Source organism: Streptomyces sp. NBC_00727 (genome assembly GCF_045161745.1).
GTDB lineage: Bacteria > Actinomycetota > Actinomycetes > Streptomycetales > Streptomycetaceae > Streptomyces.
In genome coordinates this window covers 2,558,993-2,577,500 of sequence record NZ_CP108981.1, presented here as the reverse complement: position 1 = coordinate 2,577,500, position 18,508 = coordinate 2,558,993, and the positions used below count along the sequence as shown (strand labels likewise).

The following is an 18,508-nucleotide window of genomic DNA, read 5'->3' as shown; positions in this document are numbered from 1 at the left end:
GAGAAAACAACCGTGATTCCGGGAGTAGTGGCGAGCGAAACTGGATCAGGCCAAACCGTATGCGTGTGATACCCGGCAGGGGTTGCGCATGCGGGGTTGTGGGATCTCTCTTTCACAGTCTGCCGGCTGTGAGACGAGTCAGAAACCGTTGATGTAGGCGAAGGACATGCGAAAGGTCCGGCGTAGAGGGTAAGACCCCCGTAGCTGAAACATCAGCGGCTTGTTTGAGAGACACCCAAGTAGCACGGGGCCCGAGAAATCCCGTGTGAATCTGGCGGGACCACCCGTTAAGCCTAAATATTCCCTGGTGACCGATAGCGGATAGTACCGTGAGGGAATGGTGAAAAGTACCGCGGGAGCGGAGTGAAATAGTACCTGAAACCGTGTGCCTACAAGCCGTGGGAGCGTCGCTGTATGTGCTTGCACATGCAGTCGTGACTGCGTGCCTTTTGAAGAATGAGCCTGCGAGTTTGCGGTGTGTTGCGAGGTTAACCCGTGTGGGGAAGCCGTAGCGAAAGCGAGTCCGAATAGGGCGGTTTAGTAGCGCGCTCAAGACCCGAAGCGGAGTGATCTAGCCATGGGCAGGTTGAAGCGGAGGTAAGACTTCGTGGAGGACCGAACCCACCAGGGTTGAAAACCTGGGGGATGACCTGTGGTTAGGGGTGAAAGGCCAATCAAACTCCGTGATAGCTGGTTCTCCCCGAAATGCATTTAGGTGCAGCGTCGTGTGTTTCTTGCCGGAGGTAGAGCACTGGATAGGCGATGGGCCCTACCGGGTTACTGACCTTAGCCAAACTCCGAATGCCGGTAAGTGAGAGCACGGCAGTGAGACTGTGGGGGATAAGCTCCATGGTCGAGAGGGAAACAGCCCAGAGCATCGACTAAGGCCCCTAAGCGTACGCTAAGTGGGAAAGGATGTGGAGTCGCAGAGACAACCAGGAGGTTGGCTTAGAAGCAGCCACCCTTGAAAGAGTGCGTAATAGCTCACTGGTCAAGTGATTCCGCGCCGACAATGTAGCGGGGCTCAAGCGTACCGCCGAAGTCGTGTCATTCATACGCATAGGGCCAACGCCTGTATGGATGGGTAGGGGAGCGTCGTGTGCCGGGTGAAGCAGCCGCGGAAGCGAGTTGTGGACGGTTCACGAGTGAGAATGCAGGCATGAGTAGCGATACACACGTGAGAAACGTGTGCGCCGATTGACTAAGGGTTCCTGGGTCAAGCTGATCTGCCCAGGGTAAGTCGGGACCTAAGGCGAGGCCGACAGGCGTAGTCGATGGACAACCGGTTGATATTCCGGTACCCGCTTTGAAACGCCCAATACTGAATCAGGCGATGCTAAGTCCGTGAAGCCGGCCCGATCTCTTCGGAGTTGAGGGTAGTGGTGGAGCCGATGAACCAGACTTGTAGTAGGTAAGCGATGGGGTGACGCAGGAAGGTAGTCCAGCCCGGGCGGTGGTTGTCCCGGGGTAAGGGTGTAGGCCGTGTGGTAGGCAAATCCGTCACACATTAAGGCTGAGACCTGATGCCGAGCCGATTGTGGTGAAGTGGATGATCCTATGCTGTCGAGAAAAGCCTCTAGCGAGTTTCATGGCGGCCCGTACCCTAAACCGACTCAGGTGGTCAGGTAGAGAATACCGAGGCGTTCGGGTGAACTATGGTTAAGGAACTCGGCAAAATGCCCCCGTAACTTCGGGAGAAGGGGGGCCATCACTGGTGAGGGAACTTGCTTCCTGAGCTGGGGGTGGCCGCAGAGACCAGCGAGAAGCGACTGTTTACTAAAAACACAGGTCCGTGCGAAGCCGTAAGGCGATGTATACGGACTGACGCCTGCCCGGTGCTGGAACGTTAAGGGGACCGGTTAGCTGCTCTTCGGGGTGGCGAAGCTGAGAACTTAAGCGCCAGTAAACGGCGGTGGTAACTATAACCATCCTAAGGTAGCGAAATTCCTTGTCGGGTAAGTTCCGACCTGCACGAATGGCGTAACGACTTCTCGACTGTCTCAACCATAGGCCCGGTGAAATTGCACTACGAGTAAAGATGCTCGTTTCGCGCAGCAGGACGGAAAGACCCCGGGACCTTTACTATAGTTTGATATTGGTGTTCGGTTCGGCTTGTGTAGGATAGGTGGGAGACTTTGAAGCGGCCACGCCAGTGGTTGTGGAGTCGTCGTTGAAATACCACTCTGGTCGTGCTGGATGTCTAACCTGGGTCCGTGATCCGGATCAGGGACAGTGTCTGATGGGTAGTTTAACTGGGGCGGTTGCCTCCTAAAGAGTAACGGAGGCGCCCAAAGGTTCCCTCAGCCTGGTTGGCAATCAGGTGTTGAGTGTAAGTGCACAAGGGAGCTTGACTGTGAGACCGACGGGTCGAGCAGGGACGAAAGTCGGGACTAGTGATCCGGCAGTGGCTTGTGGAAGCGCTGTCGCTCAACGGATAAAAGGTACCCCGGGGATAACAGGCTGATCTTCCCCAAGAGTCCATATCGACGGGATGGTTTGGCACCTCGATGTCGGCTCGTCGCATCCTGGGGCTGGAGTCGGTCCCAAGGGTTGGGCTGTTCGCCCATTAAAGCGGTACGCGAGCTGGGTTTAGAACGTCGTGAGACAGTTCGGTCCCTATCCGCTGTGCGCGTAGGAATATTGAGAAGGGCTGTCCCTAGTACGAGAGGACCGGGACGGACGAACCTCTGGTGTGCCAGTTGTTCTGCCAAGGGCATGGCTGGTTGGCTACGTTCGGAAAGGATAACCGCTGAAAGCATCTAAGCGGGAAGCCTGCTTCGAGATGAGTATTCCCACCAACTTGATTGGTTAAGGCTCCCAGTAGACGACTGGGTTGATAGGCCAGATGTGGAAGCCCGGTAACGGGTGGAGCTGACTGGTACTAATAGGCCGAGGGCTTGTCCTCAGTTGCTCGCGTCCACTGTGTTAGTTCTGAAATAACGAACAGCCGTGTCAATATCCGGTTGGTTCAATTTCATAGTGTTTCGGTGGTCATTGCGTTAGGGAAACGCCCGGTTACATTCCGAACCCGGAAGCTAAGCCTTTCAGCGCCGATGGTACTGCAGGGGGGACCCTGTGGGAGAGTAGGACGCCGCCGAACTCCTTTTAGGAAGAGCCCCGTGCCCTTGTGGCACGGGGCTTTTTCGCGTTTCCGAAGCCTTTCTGCTGAGTCGGCGCCCAGCAGCTCCGTCCCTACAGACGCCCTGCTGCTTTGAGGGCCAGGTAGGCGTCGGCAAGGACGGGCGCGAGAGTGTCCGGTGGCGCGTCGACGACGACCACGCCGTACCTCCTGAGTTGATCCGCAGTCCGGCGTCGCTGGGCCTCGGCTTCAGCGCCGGCGGCCGCCTCATAAATCGCGTCCACTGTGCCCCGTGCGCCGGCCATGTCCGCGACGTGCGGGTCACTCACCGCCGCCAGCAACACCGTGTGTCGCTGGGTGAGCTGGGTGAGCTGGGGAAGTACGGGGAGCAAGCCCTCCTCGACGGGGGCTGCGTCGAGACTTGCCAGAAGGACGATCAGCGAACGTCGGGGTGCGTGCGCGAGCGCTGCGGCGACGAGTCCTCGTGCGTCGGTCTCCACGAGTTCGGGTTCGAGAGGGGCGAGCGCGTCGACCATGGCGGGCAGGATTTCGCCGGCTGCCCGGCCCTGGACCCGTGCTCTGACGCGACGGCTGTACGCGAGCAGGTCAACGCGGTCACCGGCGCGAGCGGCGAGTGTGGTGAGGAGCAAGGTCGCGTCCATCGCCGCGTCGAGGCGGGGGACATCGCCGACCCGGCCCGCCGATGTACGGCCGGAATCAAGGACGACGAGGACATGCCGGTCGCGTTCGGGGCGCCAAGTCCGCACGGCAACTGAGGACTGGCGGGCGGTCGCCCGCCAGTCGATCGAGCGGACGTCGTCCCCGGGGACGTAGGCGCGCAGACTGTCGAACTCAGTGCCCTCGCCGCGCGTAAGCGCGCTGGTGCGGCCGTCGAGCTCGCGCAGCCTCGCGAGACGCGACGGGAGGTGCTTGCGGCTCGTGAAGGGCGGGAGAACCCGGACCGTCCACGGCACCCGGTGGCTGCCCTGGCGTGCGGCCAGGCCCAGAGGCCCGTACGAACGGACGGTGACTTGCTCTGCCCGGCGGTCACCGCGGCGGGTGGGGCGAAGGACGGTGCTGAGACGCCTTCGTTCGCCGGGCGGGACGGTCAATTCGTGGCGCGATGCGGCGGGTTCCGTTCCAGGCAGCCAACTGCTCGGAGGCCAGGCGTCGCGGAGGTGTGCCCGCAGACGTCTACGAGAAGGATTGACTACGCTGAGTTGCACTTCTGCCCGGTCGCCGAGTCGAACGGTTGTATCACCGGATCGAGTGAACTGGAGCGAACGCACTGGCGCTGCCAGGGCATAGTCGCACAGAATGGCCAGTGAGAGCGGGGCGTTGACCGCGAGCATTCCCGTCCAGCTCGGGGCCATGATGCCTACGGGGAGTGATCCCAGGGCGGCCAGCAAGGCGGTACGTCCGGTGAGGGCCATGGTTCAACGCCTCACCGTGGTACGGGGACATGGGCGAGTACAGCGGAGATGACGGAGTCGGGGGTGACCCCTTCCATCTGTGCCTCGGGGCGTAGATGGATGCGGTGCCGGAGCGTCGGTAGGGCCAGGGCCTTCACATCGTCCGGGGTGACGTAGTCGCGGCCGGTGAGCCAAGCCCAGGCCCGGGCCGTTGACAGCAGGGCGGTGGCTCCACGGGGGGAGACACCGAGAGAGACCGAGGGGGAATCACGCGTGGCACGACAGATATCCACTACGTAGCCGGTTATCTCGGGGTGGACGGCCGTCCCGGCGACCGCGGTACGCGCGGCTTCGAGATCGGCGGGCCCGGCGACCGGGCGGACGCCGGCGGCCTTCAGATCGCGAGGATCGAATCCGTCGGCATGGCGGGTCAGGACATTGATCTCGTCGTCCCGAGTGGGCAGGGGGACAGTCAGCTTCAGCAGGAAACGGTCCAGTTGGGCTTCGGGGAGGGGGTACGTGCCCTCGTACTCGACCGGGTTCTGCGTCGCGGCGACGAGGAAGGGGTCAGGCAGGGGGCGTGGTGTGCCGTCGACGGTGACCGTACGTTCTTCCATCGCCTCCAGGAGAGACGACTGCGTCTTGGGGGGCGTCCGGTTGATCTCGTCGGCGAGGAGGAGGTTGGTGAAGGCAGGGCCCGGCTGGAAGGAGAACTGGGCAGTGCGCGCGTCGTAGACGAGCGAGCCGGTCACATCGCTCGGCATCAGGTCAGGGGTGAACTGAACGCGCTTGGTGTCCAGTTCGAGTGACGCGGCGAGGGCCCGGACCAAGAGGGTCTTGGCCACGCCCGGGACGCCTTCGAGCAGGACATGACCCCGGCAGAGCAGTGCCACCACAAGCCCGGTGACGGCCGGGTCCTGGCCGACCACCGCTTTGGCGATCTCGGAGCGCAGTGCTTCCAGGGAGGCACGGGCCGCGTCGGCGGTGACGGGCTCGGTTGATCCTGCTTTCCCGGTGGGCGCAGGGGGCGGGGCGCTCATGAGGTTCGGACCTCTCTTTCGAGGGAGTCGAGTCGGTCTGCCAGAAGTACGAGGGCGCTGTCCTCGGAGGGGGCCGGGCCGAAGAGCAGGACGTTGAGGTCGCCGTGGGCCGGGCCGGTACGTGCGGACAGGGCGGGGAGGAGGACTGCGGGGAGGTGTGCTTCCCGGGGGGAAACACCGACGAGCGATGCCATCCGGGTGCGGGTGGCATGGCGGAGTGAGGCGGCGGCCCTGTCGCGGGCATTGGCCTTGCGGTTGAGCCGGGCCCGTCCCTCGGTGGACTCGGAGGCACGGATGGCCACAGGCAGCCGTTCGGCGACGAGGGGGCCGAGGCGCCGGGCGCGCCAGACCGCTGCGAGCACTGCGGCGAGGGCGAGTTGCAGGGTGCCCCATAGCCAGCCGGACGGGATCAGGTCGATGAAGCTGCTCTCGCCGTTCGCGGTGTTGTTTTCCGCGCTGCCGTCATCGGCGGGGCCGGTGGCAGAGGGATCAGTGGGCGAGGGGAGGTACCAGATCAGATGAGGGCGGGAGCCGAGGAGTTGAAGCGCAAGGGACGCGTTCCCCTGGCGGTCGAGGTGCTCGTTGTACAGGAAGTCGGCGGAGCCCAGCAGGACGGTGTCGCCCGCTGTGGGCTGCCGCAGGAGGAGCACGGAGGGCAGGCCTGCCGCGGGGTAGCAGGCAATGGCGTCGAGGCCGTTCGCGTCGTATCGGACGCCGCCCGTCTCGACGGAGCCGGCTCTGCGGGCCGCGGGAAGGAGGCAGTCCGGTGGGCGTGCGACCACGGAGGTGGGGGTTTTGGCCTGTACACCAGGGGCCAGCCTGCTCACGGAGGTGGGGTCCGCGCCGAGGAGGACGGTGCGGCCGGCCGTGCCGGCGGTCGCTGTGCGAAGGGTGTTCTGCTGGTGGGGAGTCAGCAGGCCGGGAGTGGCGACGAGAAGCGTCGTGTCGGGGCCGGTCGCGGAGGTGGCGTCCCGGAGCGTGGTGACGACGCGGACCGATATGCCGTTGGCCTTGAGGAGTTCGGCGATGGCCCGGCTGCCGTAGCGGTCCGCCGAGCGGGGGTCGAGGCGGCCGTGCTGGTCCCCGGAACGGGTGGCCGCCAGGGCTATCGCGGCGACGACGAGCAGGAGAACGGCGAGCAACAGCCCGCGGGTGCGGAGCCAGACCTGGTGAGGCGTGACGGAGGTGGAGGTGGAAGGGGCGGAGGGAGCGGTTTCCGCGGTCATCCGTCAGCCCCCTCGCGGTCGCGGGTCAGCTGTGGTCTGGCGGACTCGACGGCCAGGTCGAGGTCGTTCAGCGTCACGTACGACGTCCGGTCGGCGACGCGGCCCCCGTACGTGACGTCGTCGAAGACCCGGGCCGCGGCCCGCAGGCGTGCGGCGTGCGGTGGAAGGGACAGTCCCGCCTCCGCGGCGGCCTCGTCGGCGGTCCGCCCGGGGCGGGGGTCCAGCAGGGCGCGTTCCTCCAGGACGCGGACGATCGCGCGCATCCGTTCCTGGACGGCCTGGTTCCAGCGGCCGGCTGCCGCGTGGGCCTCGGCGGCGGCTCGGTGGTCGGCGGTGCTGCGGGGGCCGTCGGGGAAGAGCGCGTCGGCCGGCCGTGAGCCGGTCTGCGGGGCGCCCAGCCGCCACCGGAGCGCGGCGGCCAGGGCGATGACGATCAGGAGGAGAACGGTCAGGCCGGCCACTCCGCCCGGTGTGGCGCCGGAGGCCGCTGCGAGGACATCACCGAACCAGGTCCACAGGTGGTCCAGTGCGCGTTGCAGGAGGTTCGGATCGTTCTCGTGGTACGCGCCCTTGGACAGCTCGCGTCTCGCTGCGTCCCGGGCCGGGAGGCGGCCGGTGTCCACGGGAGCGTCGCTGCTCGCTCGTATCAGCAGTCTCGCTGCCGCCCCGCCCGCCCCCGGCATGTTGTCAGCTTCTGTCGTCGAAGCCGGGGAGCCCCGCTGCTTTGGCGAGGTCGAGGTCGAGTGCCTCGCGGCGGATGCGCTGGTCCACGTAGAGCAGGGCCATGACGCCGGCGGAGAGGGGGTACGTGATCGTGGCGACGACCACATCGCCGATGGCGGAGACGATCAGGTACGGCCAGCCGAATCCCGAGGTCCCCTCGGTGAGGAAGGAGCTCAGGCTGCCGTCGTCCAGGCCCACCGCGACGATGCCGAACGGGATGCCGACCACCAAGGCCACGATGACTGTCAGCACCCAGGTCAGGGCGAGAATGCCGAACGTCCGCCACCAGGCGCCGCGGACCAGCTTCGCGGAGCGTCGCATGGAGGCGATGATCGACTGCCGCTCCAGCATCAGCGCGGGAGCGGCCAGGACGAAGCGGACCGTCAGCCAGGCGAAGACTGCGACCGCCGCGAGCAGGCCGAGGAAGGCGAGTCCGACCCCGGCGGTGTCGCCGATCAGGAATCCGGGGAGGATACCGGCGGTCATGATCGCTGCGGCCATGACGGCCAGCAGGAGGGTCAGTCCCAGCAGGGGCAGCAGCCTGGGGCGGGCCTCGGCCCAGGCGTCGGACAGGGTGACCGGGCGGCCCAGTACCGAGCGGCTGATCACCACGGTCAGCACCGCTGTGGTGAAGATCGTGGCGAGCATCGAGACGAGCAGAGGCGGGGCGTTGTCGAGCAGGCTGTAGCGGAGGGACTCGCTGAGCTGGCGCAAGGCCTCCGAGCCGGTGGCATTGGCGTCGACCGACGGGGGGTCGGGCAGCAGGTAGCGCCGAATGAGGAGGATGGCTGTCTGGGCGATCACGGAGACCGTGAGCGTGATGCCGAGGACCGTGCGCCAGTGGGCGCGCATGGTGGAAACGGCGCCGTCCAGGATCTCGCCGACGCCGAGCGGCCGGAGCGGGATGACACCGGGCTTCGCCGCGGGCGGCGGGCCGCCCCGGCCCGGTCCCTGGGGCTGGGTGTTCCAGCCCGGGCGGGGAGGTGGTGCGGTGGGGCCGGCTCCGGTGGGGCTGGGCGGGGTCCACTGGCCGGCGGGCGGCTGTTCGGAGGCCCAGGTCCCCGAGGGGGCGGTGTCGTCGGCCGGTGCGGAAGGCCGGGGGACTCCCGTTTCCTTGCCGTCGGAGGGGGCGGATCCGGGCGAGGCCCAGCCCGGAGTGTCGTTCATTCTCGCTCCTTAACGGTCCTGTCCGCGCATCAGGGCGTCAGGTTGGCAGCCATCGTGCCACGCGTTGCGGACGTCCGGGTCTGGCCTTGTATCCCGTTCATGCCTTCATGTCCCGGCGAGTCACCGGGCAGACTGGACGGATGGCTGATCAGGACGCGCAATCGCCGGTGGGCAGCAAGCCCGCCGGGCTATCCGTACTTCGCTGGGACGAACCTCCGGAAGGCCCCGTGCTGGTGCTCCTCGACCAGAGGCGGTTGCCGGCCGAGGAGACGGAGCTGGTCTGCACGGACGTGCCGGCTCTGGTGGACGCGATCAGGACGCTCGCGGTGCGGGGAGCGCCTCTGCTGGGAATCGCCGGTGCCTATGGGGTGGCGCTGGCCGCGGTGCGGGGCTACGACGTGGCGGAGGCCATGGGGCTCCTGGAGCAGGCGCGGCCCACCGCGGTGAACCTCGGGTACGGCGTCCGGCGGGCCGCCGCGGCGTACTGGGCGGCGCTCGACAAGGGGGCCGGTCAGGAGCGGGCGGCGGCGGCCGCGCTGGCGGAGGCCAGGGCGCTGCACCGGGAGGACGCCGAGGCCAGCGGGCGGATGGCCCGGTACGGGATAGCCCTGCTGGACGAGCTGGTCCCGGGCGGGGGGCATCGGCTGCTGACCCACTGCAACACCGGGGCTCTCGTCTCGGGAGGCGAGGGCACCGCCTTCGCCGTGGCGCTCGGTGCGCACCGGGAGGGCAGGCTGCGGCGGCTGTGGGTGGACGAGACCCGCCCGCTGCTGCAGGGCGCCCGGCTCACCGCGTACGAGGCGGCGCGCAACGGTATGCCGTACAGCCTGCTCACGGACAACGCGGCGGGTTCGCTGTTCGCCGCGGGGGAGGTGGATGCCGTGCTGATCGGGGCGGATCGCATCGCCGCGGACGGGTCGGTGGCGAACAAGGTGGGGAGCTATCCGCTGGCGGTGCTCGCCAAGTACCACCACGTACCGTTCATCGTGGTGGCGCCGACGACGACCGTGGATCTGCTCACCGCGGACGGGGCGTCCATCGCCGTAGAGCAGCGTTCCGGGCGGGAAGTGACTGAGCTCACAGTCCCACCGCGCGGGGTGGGGGACGAGGAGACGGGCGGGGTGCTCGTGGCCCCCGTGGGGACCCAGTCGTACAACCCCGCCTTCGATATCACGCCGCCGGAGCTGGTCACGGCGATTGTCACGGAGGAGGGCGTAATCTCGCCGGTCACGGGGGCCGGACTGGCAGAGCTGTGTGCCAGATCATCGCAGGTAACGATTAGCTAATGGGATGATGTCGTTTATGAAGGGACGCGTCCTTGTCGTCGACGACGACACCGCACTGGCCGAGATGCTCGGGATTGTGCTGCGTGGTGAGGGTTTCGAGCCGTCGTTCGTAGCGGACGGCGACAAGGCACTTGCTGCATTTCGAGAGGCGAAGCCGGACCTGGTCCTGCTCGACCTCATGCTGCCCGGCAGGGACGGCATCGAGGTCTGCAGGCTGATCAGGGCCGAGTCGGGTGTGCCGATCGTCATGCTCACTGCCAAGAGCGACACGGTTGACGTAGTGGTGGGCCTGGAGTCCGGGGCCGACGACTACATCGTCAAGCCGTTCAAACCGAAGGAGTTGGTGGCCCGGATCAGGGCACGTCTGCGCAGGTCCGAAGAGCCGGCCCCGGAGCAGTTGACCATCGGGGACCTGGTCATAGACGTCGCGGGGCACTCGGTGAAGCGGGACGGGCAGTCCATCGCCCTGACGCCGCTGGAGTTCGACCTGCTGGTCGCGCTCGCCCGCAAGCCGTGGCAGGTCTTCACCCGTGAGGTCCTGCTGGAGCAGGTGTGGGGTTACCGGCACGCGGCGGACACCCGTCTGGTCAACGTGCATGTGCAGCGGCTCCGCTCCAAGGTCGAGAAGGACCCGGAGCGGCCGGAGATCGTGGTGACCGTCCGTGGTGTCGGTTACAAGGCCGGACCGAGCTGATATGTCCCTGGGTAGCACTGCTCCGCAGCCCGGGGAGCCGGGAGTCCGTGCGGGGCGGGCTGCCGGTTCGGGGCACACGTCGTCCACCGTCGAGCGCTTCCTGCAGGGCGGCCGGTTGTTCCAGGACCGGGCGCCCGGCGGGCCGGTGCCGCGGTTGCTGATGCGGTGGGTGCGGCGTCCGCTGCTGCCCGCCGTACGGCTGTGGCGGCGCAACCTCCAGCTGCGGGTCGTCGCGGGCACGCTGCTGATGTCGCTCGGAGTGGTGCTGCTGCTCGGCCTCGTCGTGATCGGGCAGGTGCGCAACGGCCTGCTGGACGCGAAGGGCAAGGCCGCCCAGACCCAGGCCGCGGGCGGGTTCGCGGCCGCCCAGGAGAAGGCGAACGCGCCGCTCACCCCGGCCCCAGCCGGCCAGGGCGACGACGCCGCGGACGGCACGACCGCCAACAACTCCTGGCGCACCGAGCTCGTCGACCAGCTCGCCAGTGGCGGCAAGAACGCCTTCAACGTGGTGGCGCTCAGTGCCGACGAGGGGGCCCGTGCGCCCCGTGGTTCGGGGAACGTCGAGGCGGCGAGCATTCCGCAGAGCCTGCGGGACGCGGTGAACAAGGGCCCCGGCGCATTCCAGACGTACTCGCTGATCCGGTACGAGAACGGGCAGGAGTCCCAGCCCGGCCTCATCGTCGGCAAGCGCCTCTACGACATCGGCCGCGACCCGTACCAGCTGTACTACGTCTTCCCGCTCACGCAGGAGGAGAAGTCCCTGACGCTGGTCAAGGGCACGCTGGCGACCGCGGGCCTGTTCGTGGTCGTGCTGCTGGGCGCGATCGCCTGGTTCGTGGTGCGCCAGGTCGTCACCCCCGTACGCATGGCTGCGGGCATCGCCGAACGGCTCTCCGCCGGCCGATTGCAGGAACGGATGAAGGTCACCGGCGAGGACGACATCGCCCGGCTCGGTGAGGCCTTCAACAAGATGGCGCAGAACCTCCAGTTGAAGATCCAGCAGCTGGAGGAGCTCTCCCGGATGCAGCGGCGGTTCGTCTCGGACGTCTCGCACGAGCTGCGCACCCCCCTGACGACGGTGCGGATGGCCGCCGACGTCATCCACGAGGCGCGTGTCGACTTCGACCCCGTCACGGCCCGGTCCGCCGAGCTCCTGGGCGACCAGCTCGACCGGTTCGAGTCGCTGCTCTCCGACCTGCTGGAGATCAGCCGCTTCGACGCGGGCGCCGCCGCGCTGGAGGCGGAGCCGATAGACCTGCGGCAGGTCGTACGCCGGGTGATCGGCGGCGCCGAGCCGCTGGCGGAGCGCAAGGGCACCCGGATCCGGGTGGTCGGCGACGAACAGCCGGTGATCGCCGAGGCGGACGCGCGGCGCGTCGAGCGGGTGCTGCGCAACCTCGTCGTCAACGCGGTCGAGCACGGCGAAGGACGCGATGTCGTGGTGCGGATGGGTGCTGCGGGCGGAGCGGTCGCCGTCGCCGTCCGGGACTACGGCGTGGGGCTGAAGCCCGGCGAGGCGACCCGGGTCTTCAACCGCTTCTGGCGGGCTGACCCGGCCCGTGCCCGGACCACCGGCGGGACCGGCCTCGGCCTGTCCATCGCGGTGGAGGACGCGCGGCTGCACGGCGGCTGGCTGCAGGCCTGGGGTGAGCCCGGCGGTGGTTCCCAGTTCCGGCTGACGCTGCCGCGTACGGCGGACGAGCCGCTGCGGGGCTCGCCGATACCGCTGGAGCCCGAGGACTCGCGGCGCAACCGGGAGAGCCGGGAGCGCGCCGCGGACGCTTCCGTCACGGGCAGCGAGCACCGGCTGCTGGCCGTGCCCTCGCAGCACCCCGGTGCGGGCCGCGCCCCGCTGCCGGTACCGGGCCGGGCCCCGGTGGCGGCCAGGACCGCGCCCGCCTCCGTGCACCCGGCGGCCCTGCCGGGCAACGGGGCGCGGGTGGTGCCGCGCCCTGCCGATGAACGCCAGGCCGGGCACAACGACTCTCCGGGGCACGAACAGGGGCGGGAGGACGCGACTCGTGAGGACTGACCGTCGTGAGGGGGGCCTTGGACGGGCGGCGGGGGTGACCGTGCTGATCGTGTGCGGCGCCCTGGTGCTGTCCGCGTGCGGTTCGATGCCGGTCACGGGGGACGTCAAGGCCGTCGACGCCTCGCAGCCCGGGGACTCCCAGGTGCAGGTGTACGCGGTCGCCCCGCGTGACGGCGCGACGCCGAACGAGGTGGTCGACGGTTTCCTGGAGTCGATGACCAGCGACGACTCCGACTTCCGCACGACGCGTAAGTACCTCACCAAGGAGGCGTCGCGCCGGTGGAAGCCGAGTGCGGAGACCACCGTCCTGGCCAAGGCGCCGAACCGCAGCGACCGCCCGGTCCACGACAATGACCGCAGCACCACCGAGGTCACCTACACCCTGACCGGCGAGCAGGTGGCGACGGTCGACGAGCAGAACGCGTACCAGCCGCTCGTTCCGACGGACTTCTCCCGCACGCTCCGCCTGGTGAAGGAGAAGACGCCGGACGGCAGGGAATGGCGCATCGCCTCCGTCTCGGACGGCTTGGTGCTCGGGCAGTCCGACTTCAAGCGGCTGTACCGCTCGGTCAACAAGTTCTACTTCGCGGCCGGCCGGTCCGATGCGCAGGCAACCCTGGTCGCCGACCCCGTCTACCTCCGCAACCGCAGCGATCCGGCGACCGGCATGGACACGGTGACGCAGGCGGTCCGCAGCCTTCTGCGGGGCCCGACCGACTGGCTGCGGCCGGTGGTGACCTCGCGCTTCCCGACGGGAACGGACCTCAAGAAGGGTGTCGCCTCGCTGACGCCCGACGACCGCAACGTCCTGAAGGTCCCGCTCAACAAGAAGGCCGACGGGACCGGGCAGCGTTCCTGCCGGATGATGGCCTCGCAGGTACTTTTCACTCTCAGGGATCTGACCTCCGCGCGGGTCGAACAGGTGCAGTTGCAGCGCTCGGACGGTTCGCCGCTGTGCGTGCTCGACGCGGACCAGGCCGAGGAGTACGCCCCCGACGGTTCCTCGGGCGGCCCCGACAGCCAGTACTTCGTCGACGCCAAGGGCCGGGTGGAGCGCATACCGGGCAGCACCAGGGGGAGCGGTGAGCCGGAGCCGGTCTCCGGTCCGTTCGGCAACGGGGCGCTGAAGGTGAGCGCGGTCGGCGTGGCCCGCGACGAGCAGTCCGCGGCAGCGCTCTCCCAGCACAACGAATCGCTGTACGTGGCGTCCATCGCCACGGACGGCGAGCTGCCCCCACCGGCCCTGAGGAGCAAGGCGGCCGATCCCGAGGACCGGCTGACGGCGCCCAGCTGGGACGGCCGGGGCGACCTCTGGGTGGCCGACCGCGACCCGAAGAACTCCCGGCTCCTGAGACTGCCCCACGGTACGGACAAGCCGCAGGAGGTCACCGTGCCGAGCCTGAACGGCAGCCGTATCGCGGGGCTGCGGCTGTCCTCGGACGGGGTGCGCATAGCGCTGCTGGTGACGACGGACGGTCGTACGACGCTGAAGATCGGCCGGATCGAGCGGCTGGGTACGGGGGACGACGCCCAGGTGTCCGTGGTCGACCTGCGGCAGGCGGCGCCGCAGCTCGCGGACGTGACGGCGATGTCCTGGTCCGGCCGCAGCCGCCTCGTGGTGGTCGGCAAGGAGGAGGGCGGCGTGCAGCAGGTCCGGTACGTGCAGGCGGACGGCTCGACGCCCTCCTCGGGCGTGCTGCCGGGCGTGAACCAGGTGCTCGCCATCGCCGCCGCCGACGACGAGCAGCTGCCGCTGATGGCGGACACCTTCGGGGACGGGATAGTGAAGCTGCTCCCGGGGGACAACTGGCAGACGGTCCTCAAGGAGGGCTCGGCGCTGGTCTATCCCGGCTGACACCGGCGGCCCGGCGGCGGTTTTCCACAGGGGTGGTCCGCCGGCCGCGGGAGGGGCACAGTTGAAGTGTGCGCGGGTGGTGGCGGGAGATCAGCGGGCTCGTTCTGCCCGTGTCCTGCGGCGGGTGCGGCAGGGACCGGACGGAGCTGTGCGAGGCGTGCGGCGCGCAGCTGTACGGCGGCGTGCCGCGCCGGGTGCGGCCCTCGCCGGAGCCGCCCGGACTGCCCGTGGTGCATGCCGCGGCCGGATACGAGGGGGCGGTACGGGCGGTGCTGCTGGCCCACAAGGAGCGCGGCGTCCTCGGTATGGCGCGTCCGCTCGGCAGAGCGCTGGCGGGTGCGGTGAGGGCCGGTGCCGGGCCGGTGCCGGACGGTCGGCCGCTGCTGCTCGTACCCGTGCCTTCCGCGCGTCGGGCGGTGGCCGCGCGCGGGCATGACCCGGCCCGCCGGATCGCGCTGGCGGCGGTCGGCGAGCTGCGGCGTACGGGCGTTCCGGCGACGGTGGCCGCGGTGCTGCGGCAGCGGCGGGCGGTGGCCGACCAGTCGGGACTGACCGCGGCGGAGCGCCGGGCGAACCTGGCCGGTGCGCTGGACGTGGCGGCCGGGGGCGGGCGGTTGCTCACCGCCGGACGGGTGGTGCTGGTGGACGACCTGCTGACCACGGGGGCCACGCTGGCCGAGGCGGCACGCGCGATCGACGCGGTCCGCGGGGGCGCGTGCAGCAGCGCGATGGGGTGTGACGCGGCCGTGATCGCGGCGTCCCCCCTGGCCTTCGACGCAGCGTGTTCCGCCGTCCGCGAAATAAACCGGAACTGGAACTGAACTTTCATCGTTGCAGGTAGTGAGTGGGTAAAGAGACCTGAACGGAGGTACGTGCGAGTAGCGGGTGCCGACAACCGTCTGGGCAGGCTATGTTCGGTTGTGAGGAATGGTGAATGCCGGCCCTCGACGAATGCACCACCAGGTTTCGGGCAGGCGACCCACCAGTACTTGAGAAACCGGAAATCCGGTGGGGTGGAGACCTTGCCGGCTGGGGAGGAGGAGGTGGAAGTCACCGAGTCCGCGGCTCCGGCCATCACCGGAGCCTGGTGCAAAAGGGAGATGCTCCGCCGCTGAGCGGAGTGATCCGGGAACGGAGTTCTGCGTGGACATCGTCGTCAAGGGCCGCAAGACCGAGGTGCCCGAGCGGTTCCGCAAGCACGTGGCCGAGAAGCTGAAGCTGGACAAGATCCAGAAGTTCGACGGCAAGGTGATCAGCCTCGACGTGGAGGTGTCCAAGGAGCCGAACCCTCGTCAGGCGGACCGTTCTGACCGGGTGGAGATCACGCTCCGCTCGCGTGGACCGGTCATCAGGGCGGAAGCGGCCGCAGGCGACCCGTACGCAGCGCTGGACCTGGCCACCGGAAAGCTGGAGGCACGGCTGCGCAAGCAGCACGACAAGCGCTACAGCCGCCGGGGTTCAGGACGCATCCCCGCTGCCGAGGTCGGAGAAATGGTGCCGGACGCGGCATCGTTCAACGGTGACGGCGAGCTGATCGCCGACGAGACGGCACAGCCCGTACCCACCACCAGGGTCGGCTCGCTCGAGGTGCAGGGCGAGGGACCGCTGGTGATGCGTGAGAAGACGCACGTGGCGGCGCCCATGTCGCTGGACCAGGCGCTCTACGAGATGGAGCTGGTCGGACACGACTTCTATCTGTTCGTGGACAACGAGACGAAGGAACCCAGTGTCGTCTACCGGCGGCATGCCTACGACTACGGTGTCATTCACCTGAGGACCGACCCGCTGGCCGCCGATGAGGCGGGCGGCGCGGGCGGCGCGCTCGGCGGCTGACGCCCACCACCCGGTTGTGCCCCTGTGAGCGTCTGTGCGCCCCCAGGGGCACCCGTGTGTCACCGAGAGATCACCGCATTGACGTTCCGGCATGGAATCATGGCGGCCCAAGCCAATCGGTGTTCTGTTGACTGCCGTTGGCGGAGAATGCGTGAACTTCAGGCCGTGGCCTTCAGGGGGAGGAACGATGGCGGACACCTTCGGGCCCGTGCGCGACGCGAGTGATGCCGGCGACGCCGTGCGCGTCCTCGACGCGGACCGGGACGGCGGCTACCGCAAGGAGCCGATCCGCGTCCTGGTGGTCGACGACCACGCCCTCTTCCGCAGGGGCCTGGAGATCGTCCTCGCGCACGAGGAGGACATCGAGGTCGTCGGCGAGGCCGGGGACGGTGCGGAGGCGGTCGACAAGGCGGCCGATCTGCTGCCCGACATCGTGCTGATGGATGTCCGGATGCCCAGGCGAGGGGGCATCGAGGCATGTACGGCCATCAAGGAGGTGGCCCCCAGCGCGAAGATCATCATGCTGACGATCAGCGACGAGGAGGCCGACCTCTACGACGCCATCAAGGCCGGCGCAACGGGCTATCTCCTCAAGGAGATCTCCACCGACGAGGTGTCCACCGCGATTCGCGCGGTCGCCGACGGGCAGTCCCAGATCAGCCCGTCCATGGCGTCCAAACTGCTCACCGAGTTCAAGTCGATGATCCAGCGGACCGACGAACGCAGGCTGGTGCCGGCGCCCCGGCTCACCGACCGTGAACTCGAAGTCCTCAAACTGGTCGCCACCGGCATGAACAATCGCGATATCGCGAAGGAACTGTTCATTTCCGAGAACACCGTGAAGAACCACGTCCGCAACATTCTGGAGAAGCTCCAGCTGCACTCCCGGATGGAAGCGGTCGTCTACGCGATGCGGGAGAAGATCCTCGAGATCCGCTGAACCGGTGGACCGGGGCGACGACCGGCGTAACCCCGCCCGTCAGGTCAGGAGACGGCCGACTTCCGCCGCGAGCGGCCCGCGCAGCTCCGGCGCCTCCACCCGCTCCAGCCGGACCTCCGTGCAGCCGACCCAGGAAGCCGCCTCCACCAGGGCCTGCGCCATCGGCACCACGGCCTTCGCGCCCGCCAGGGACACCTGCCGGGCGATCAGCGTGGTCCCCTCGCGGGCCGGGTCGACCCGGCCCTGAAGCCTTCCGCCGGCGAGCAGCGGCATCGCGAAGTAGCCGTGGATCCGCTTCTGCTTGGGCACGTACGCCTCCAGGCGGTGTGTGAAGCCGAAGATCCGCTCGGTGCGTGCCCGCTCCCAGACCAGCGAGTCGAAGGGCGAGAGCAGCGTGGTGCGGTGCCGTCCGCGCGGTTCGGACGCCAGCGCCGCCGGGTCCGCCCAGGCCGGCTTCGTCCAGCCCTCCACGGTCACCGGCACCAGTCCGGAATCAGCCACCACGGCGTCGAACTGCTCGGCCTTGAGCCGGTGGTAGTCCGCGATGTCCGCCCGCGTGCCCACCCCCAGCGACTGCCCGGCGAGCGCGACCAGCCGGCGCAGGCACTCCGCGTCGTCCAGGCCGTCGTGCAGCACGGCGTCGGGCAGGGCGCGCTCCGCCAGGTCGTAGACCCGCTTCCAGCCGCGCCGCTCCGTGCACACCACCTCGCCGTACATCAGGGCCCGTTCGACGGCGACCTTCGAGGCCGACCAGTCCCACCACTCCCCGCCGTTCTTCGCACCGCCCAGCTCCGTCGCCGTCAGCGGGCCCTCGGCGGTCAGCTGCTTGATCACGGTCTCGTACGCGCCGTCCGGCAGGTCGTGAGACCACTGCGGCCGGGAGCGGTAGGCGCGGCGGCGGAACGCGAAGTGCGGCCACTCCTCGACGGGCAGGACGCACGCCGCGTGCGACCAGTACTCGAAAGCGCGGCCGCCCGACCAGTACGCGTCCTCGACCGGGCGCCGGCCGATCGCGCCCAGGCGCGCGTACGGGATCAGCTCGTGGGAACGGGCCAGCACCGAGATCGTGTCCAGCTGTACGGCGCCGAGGTGCCGCAGCACGCCGGGCACGCCCGCCCGGCGGTCCGGGGCGCCCAGGAAGCCCTGCGCGCGCAGGGCGATCCTGCGGGCCTGGTCGGCGGAGAGTTCGACTGCGGGTGGCTGCACAGACGTCATGCTCCG

General features: G+C 68.5%; 13 protein-coding genes and 2 rRNA genes (1 of these 15 only partly in view). 9 read left to right on the top strand and 6 right to left on the bottom strand.

Annotation, left to right across the window (positions count from 1 at the left end; translation table 11 throughout):
* Both OG242_RS11440 and rrf read left to right on the top strand, forming a co-directional pair.
* Positions 1–2,905 (top strand): 23S ribosomal RNA (locus tag OG242_RS11440) (it extends 220 nt beyond the left edge of the window).
* A 78-nt stretch (positions 2,906–2,983) separates the two neighbouring features.
* Positions 2,984–3,100: ribosomal RNA gene (gene rrf / locus OG242_RS11435) — 5S ribosomal RNA — on the top strand.
* A gap of 92 nt (positions 3,101–3,192) precedes the next feature.
* Here the strand turns inward: rrf and OG242_RS11430 are convergent.
* Genes OG242_RS11430 through OG242_RS11410 form a run of 5 tightly spaced genes read right to left on the bottom strand, consistent with a single transcriptional unit; the run spans position 3,193 to position 8,647 of the window.
* Complete coding sequence (locus tag OG242_RS11430) at positions 3,193–4,512, bottom strand: DUF58 domain-containing protein (RefSeq protein ID WP_405898048.1); 1,320 nt, start codon at positions 4,510–4,512, stop codon at positions 3,193–3,195.
* Between the two features lie 11 nt (positions 4,513–4,523).
* Positions 4,524–5,531, bottom strand: coding sequence for an AAA family ATPase (locus OG242_RS11425; protein WP_405898047.1), 1,008 nt, complete (start codon positions 5,529–5,531; stop codon positions 4,524–4,526).
* On the bottom strand, positions 5,528–6,757 hold the full coding sequence (locus OG242_RS11420) for a DUF4350 domain-containing protein (protein ID WP_405898046.1): 1,230 nt from the start codon (positions 6,755–6,757) through the stop codon (positions 5,528–5,530). The genes OG242_RS11425 and OG242_RS11420 overlap by 4 nt, the downstream gene beginning before the upstream one ends.
* Complete coding sequence (locus OG242_RS11415) at positions 6,754–7,440, bottom strand: DUF4129 domain-containing protein (RefSeq protein ID WP_405898045.1); 687 nt, start codon at positions 7,438–7,440, stop codon at positions 6,754–6,756. The genes OG242_RS11420 and OG242_RS11415 overlap by 4 nt, the downstream gene beginning before the upstream one ends.
* Before the next feature lie 4 nt (positions 7,441–7,444).
* A complete protein-coding gene (locus tag OG242_RS11410) occupies positions 7,445–8,647 on the bottom strand; it encodes a glycerophosphoryl diester phosphodiesterase membrane domain-containing protein (protein WP_405898044.1) in 1,203 nt (400 codons plus the stop codon).
* Between the two features lie 140 nt (positions 8,648–8,787).
* Here OG242_RS11410 and mtnA point away from each other — a divergent pair, with 140 nt between their 5' ends.
* The 7 genes from mtnA (at position 8,788) to OG242_RS11375 (ending at position 17,287) form a co-directional block, all read left to right on the top strand.
* Positions 8,788–9,933: an S-methyl-5-thioribose-1-phosphate isomerase gene (mtnA, locus tag OG242_RS11405; RefSeq protein ID WP_405898043.1), complete on the top strand. Its 1,146-nt coding sequence runs from the start codon at positions 8,788–8,790 to the stop codon at positions 9,931–9,933.
* Positions 9,934–9,937: 4 nt separating this feature from the next.
* Entirely contained in the window at positions 9,938–10,627 is a 690-nt protein-coding gene (gene mtrA, locus OG242_RS11400) for a two-component system response regulator MtrA (RefSeq protein ID WP_005316841.1), read from the top strand.
* Position 10,628: 1 nt separating this feature from the next.
* On the top strand, positions 10,629–12,659 hold the full coding sequence (mtrB, locus tag OG242_RS11395) for an MtrAB system histidine kinase MtrB (RefSeq protein ID WP_405898042.1): 2,031 nt from the start codon (positions 10,629–10,631) through the stop codon (positions 12,657–12,659).
* Positions 12,660–12,693: 34 nt separating this feature from the next.
* Positions 12,694–14,514 carry an LpqB family beta-propeller domain-containing protein gene (locus tag OG242_RS11390; protein WP_405898041.1) on the top strand — a complete coding sequence of 607 codons (1,821 nt, stop codon included), beginning with the start codon at positions 12,694–12,696 and terminating at the stop codon, positions 14,512–14,514.
* Between the two features lie 68 nt (positions 14,515–14,582).
* The gene (locus OG242_RS11385) at positions 14,583–15,335 is read left to right on the top strand and encodes a ComF family protein (protein ID WP_405898040.1); all 753 of its coding nucleotides are present in this window, start codon (positions 14,583–14,585) and stop codon (positions 15,333–15,335) included.
* A gap of 322 nt (positions 15,336–15,657) precedes the next feature.
* Complete coding sequence (gene hpf, locus OG242_RS11380; protein ID WP_164643459.1) at positions 15,658–16,347, top strand: ribosome hibernation-promoting factor, HPF/YfiA family; 690 nt, start codon at positions 15,658–15,660, stop codon at positions 16,345–16,347.
* Between the two features lie 187 nt (positions 16,348–16,534).
* The gene (locus OG242_RS11375) at positions 16,535–17,287 is read left to right on the top strand and encodes a response regulator (RefSeq protein WP_405898039.1); all 753 of its coding nucleotides are present in this window, start codon (positions 16,535–16,537) and stop codon (positions 17,285–17,287) included.
* Positions 17,288–17,326: 39 nt separating this feature from the next.
* Here OG242_RS11375 and OG242_RS11370 read toward each other — a convergent pair whose 3' ends face one another.
* Positions 17,327–18,502, bottom strand: a complete 1,176-nt coding sequence (locus OG242_RS11370) for a winged helix-turn-helix domain-containing protein (protein WP_405898038.1) — start codon at positions 18,500–18,502, stop codon at positions 17,327–17,329.
* Positions 18,503–18,508 lie beyond the last annotated feature (6 nt).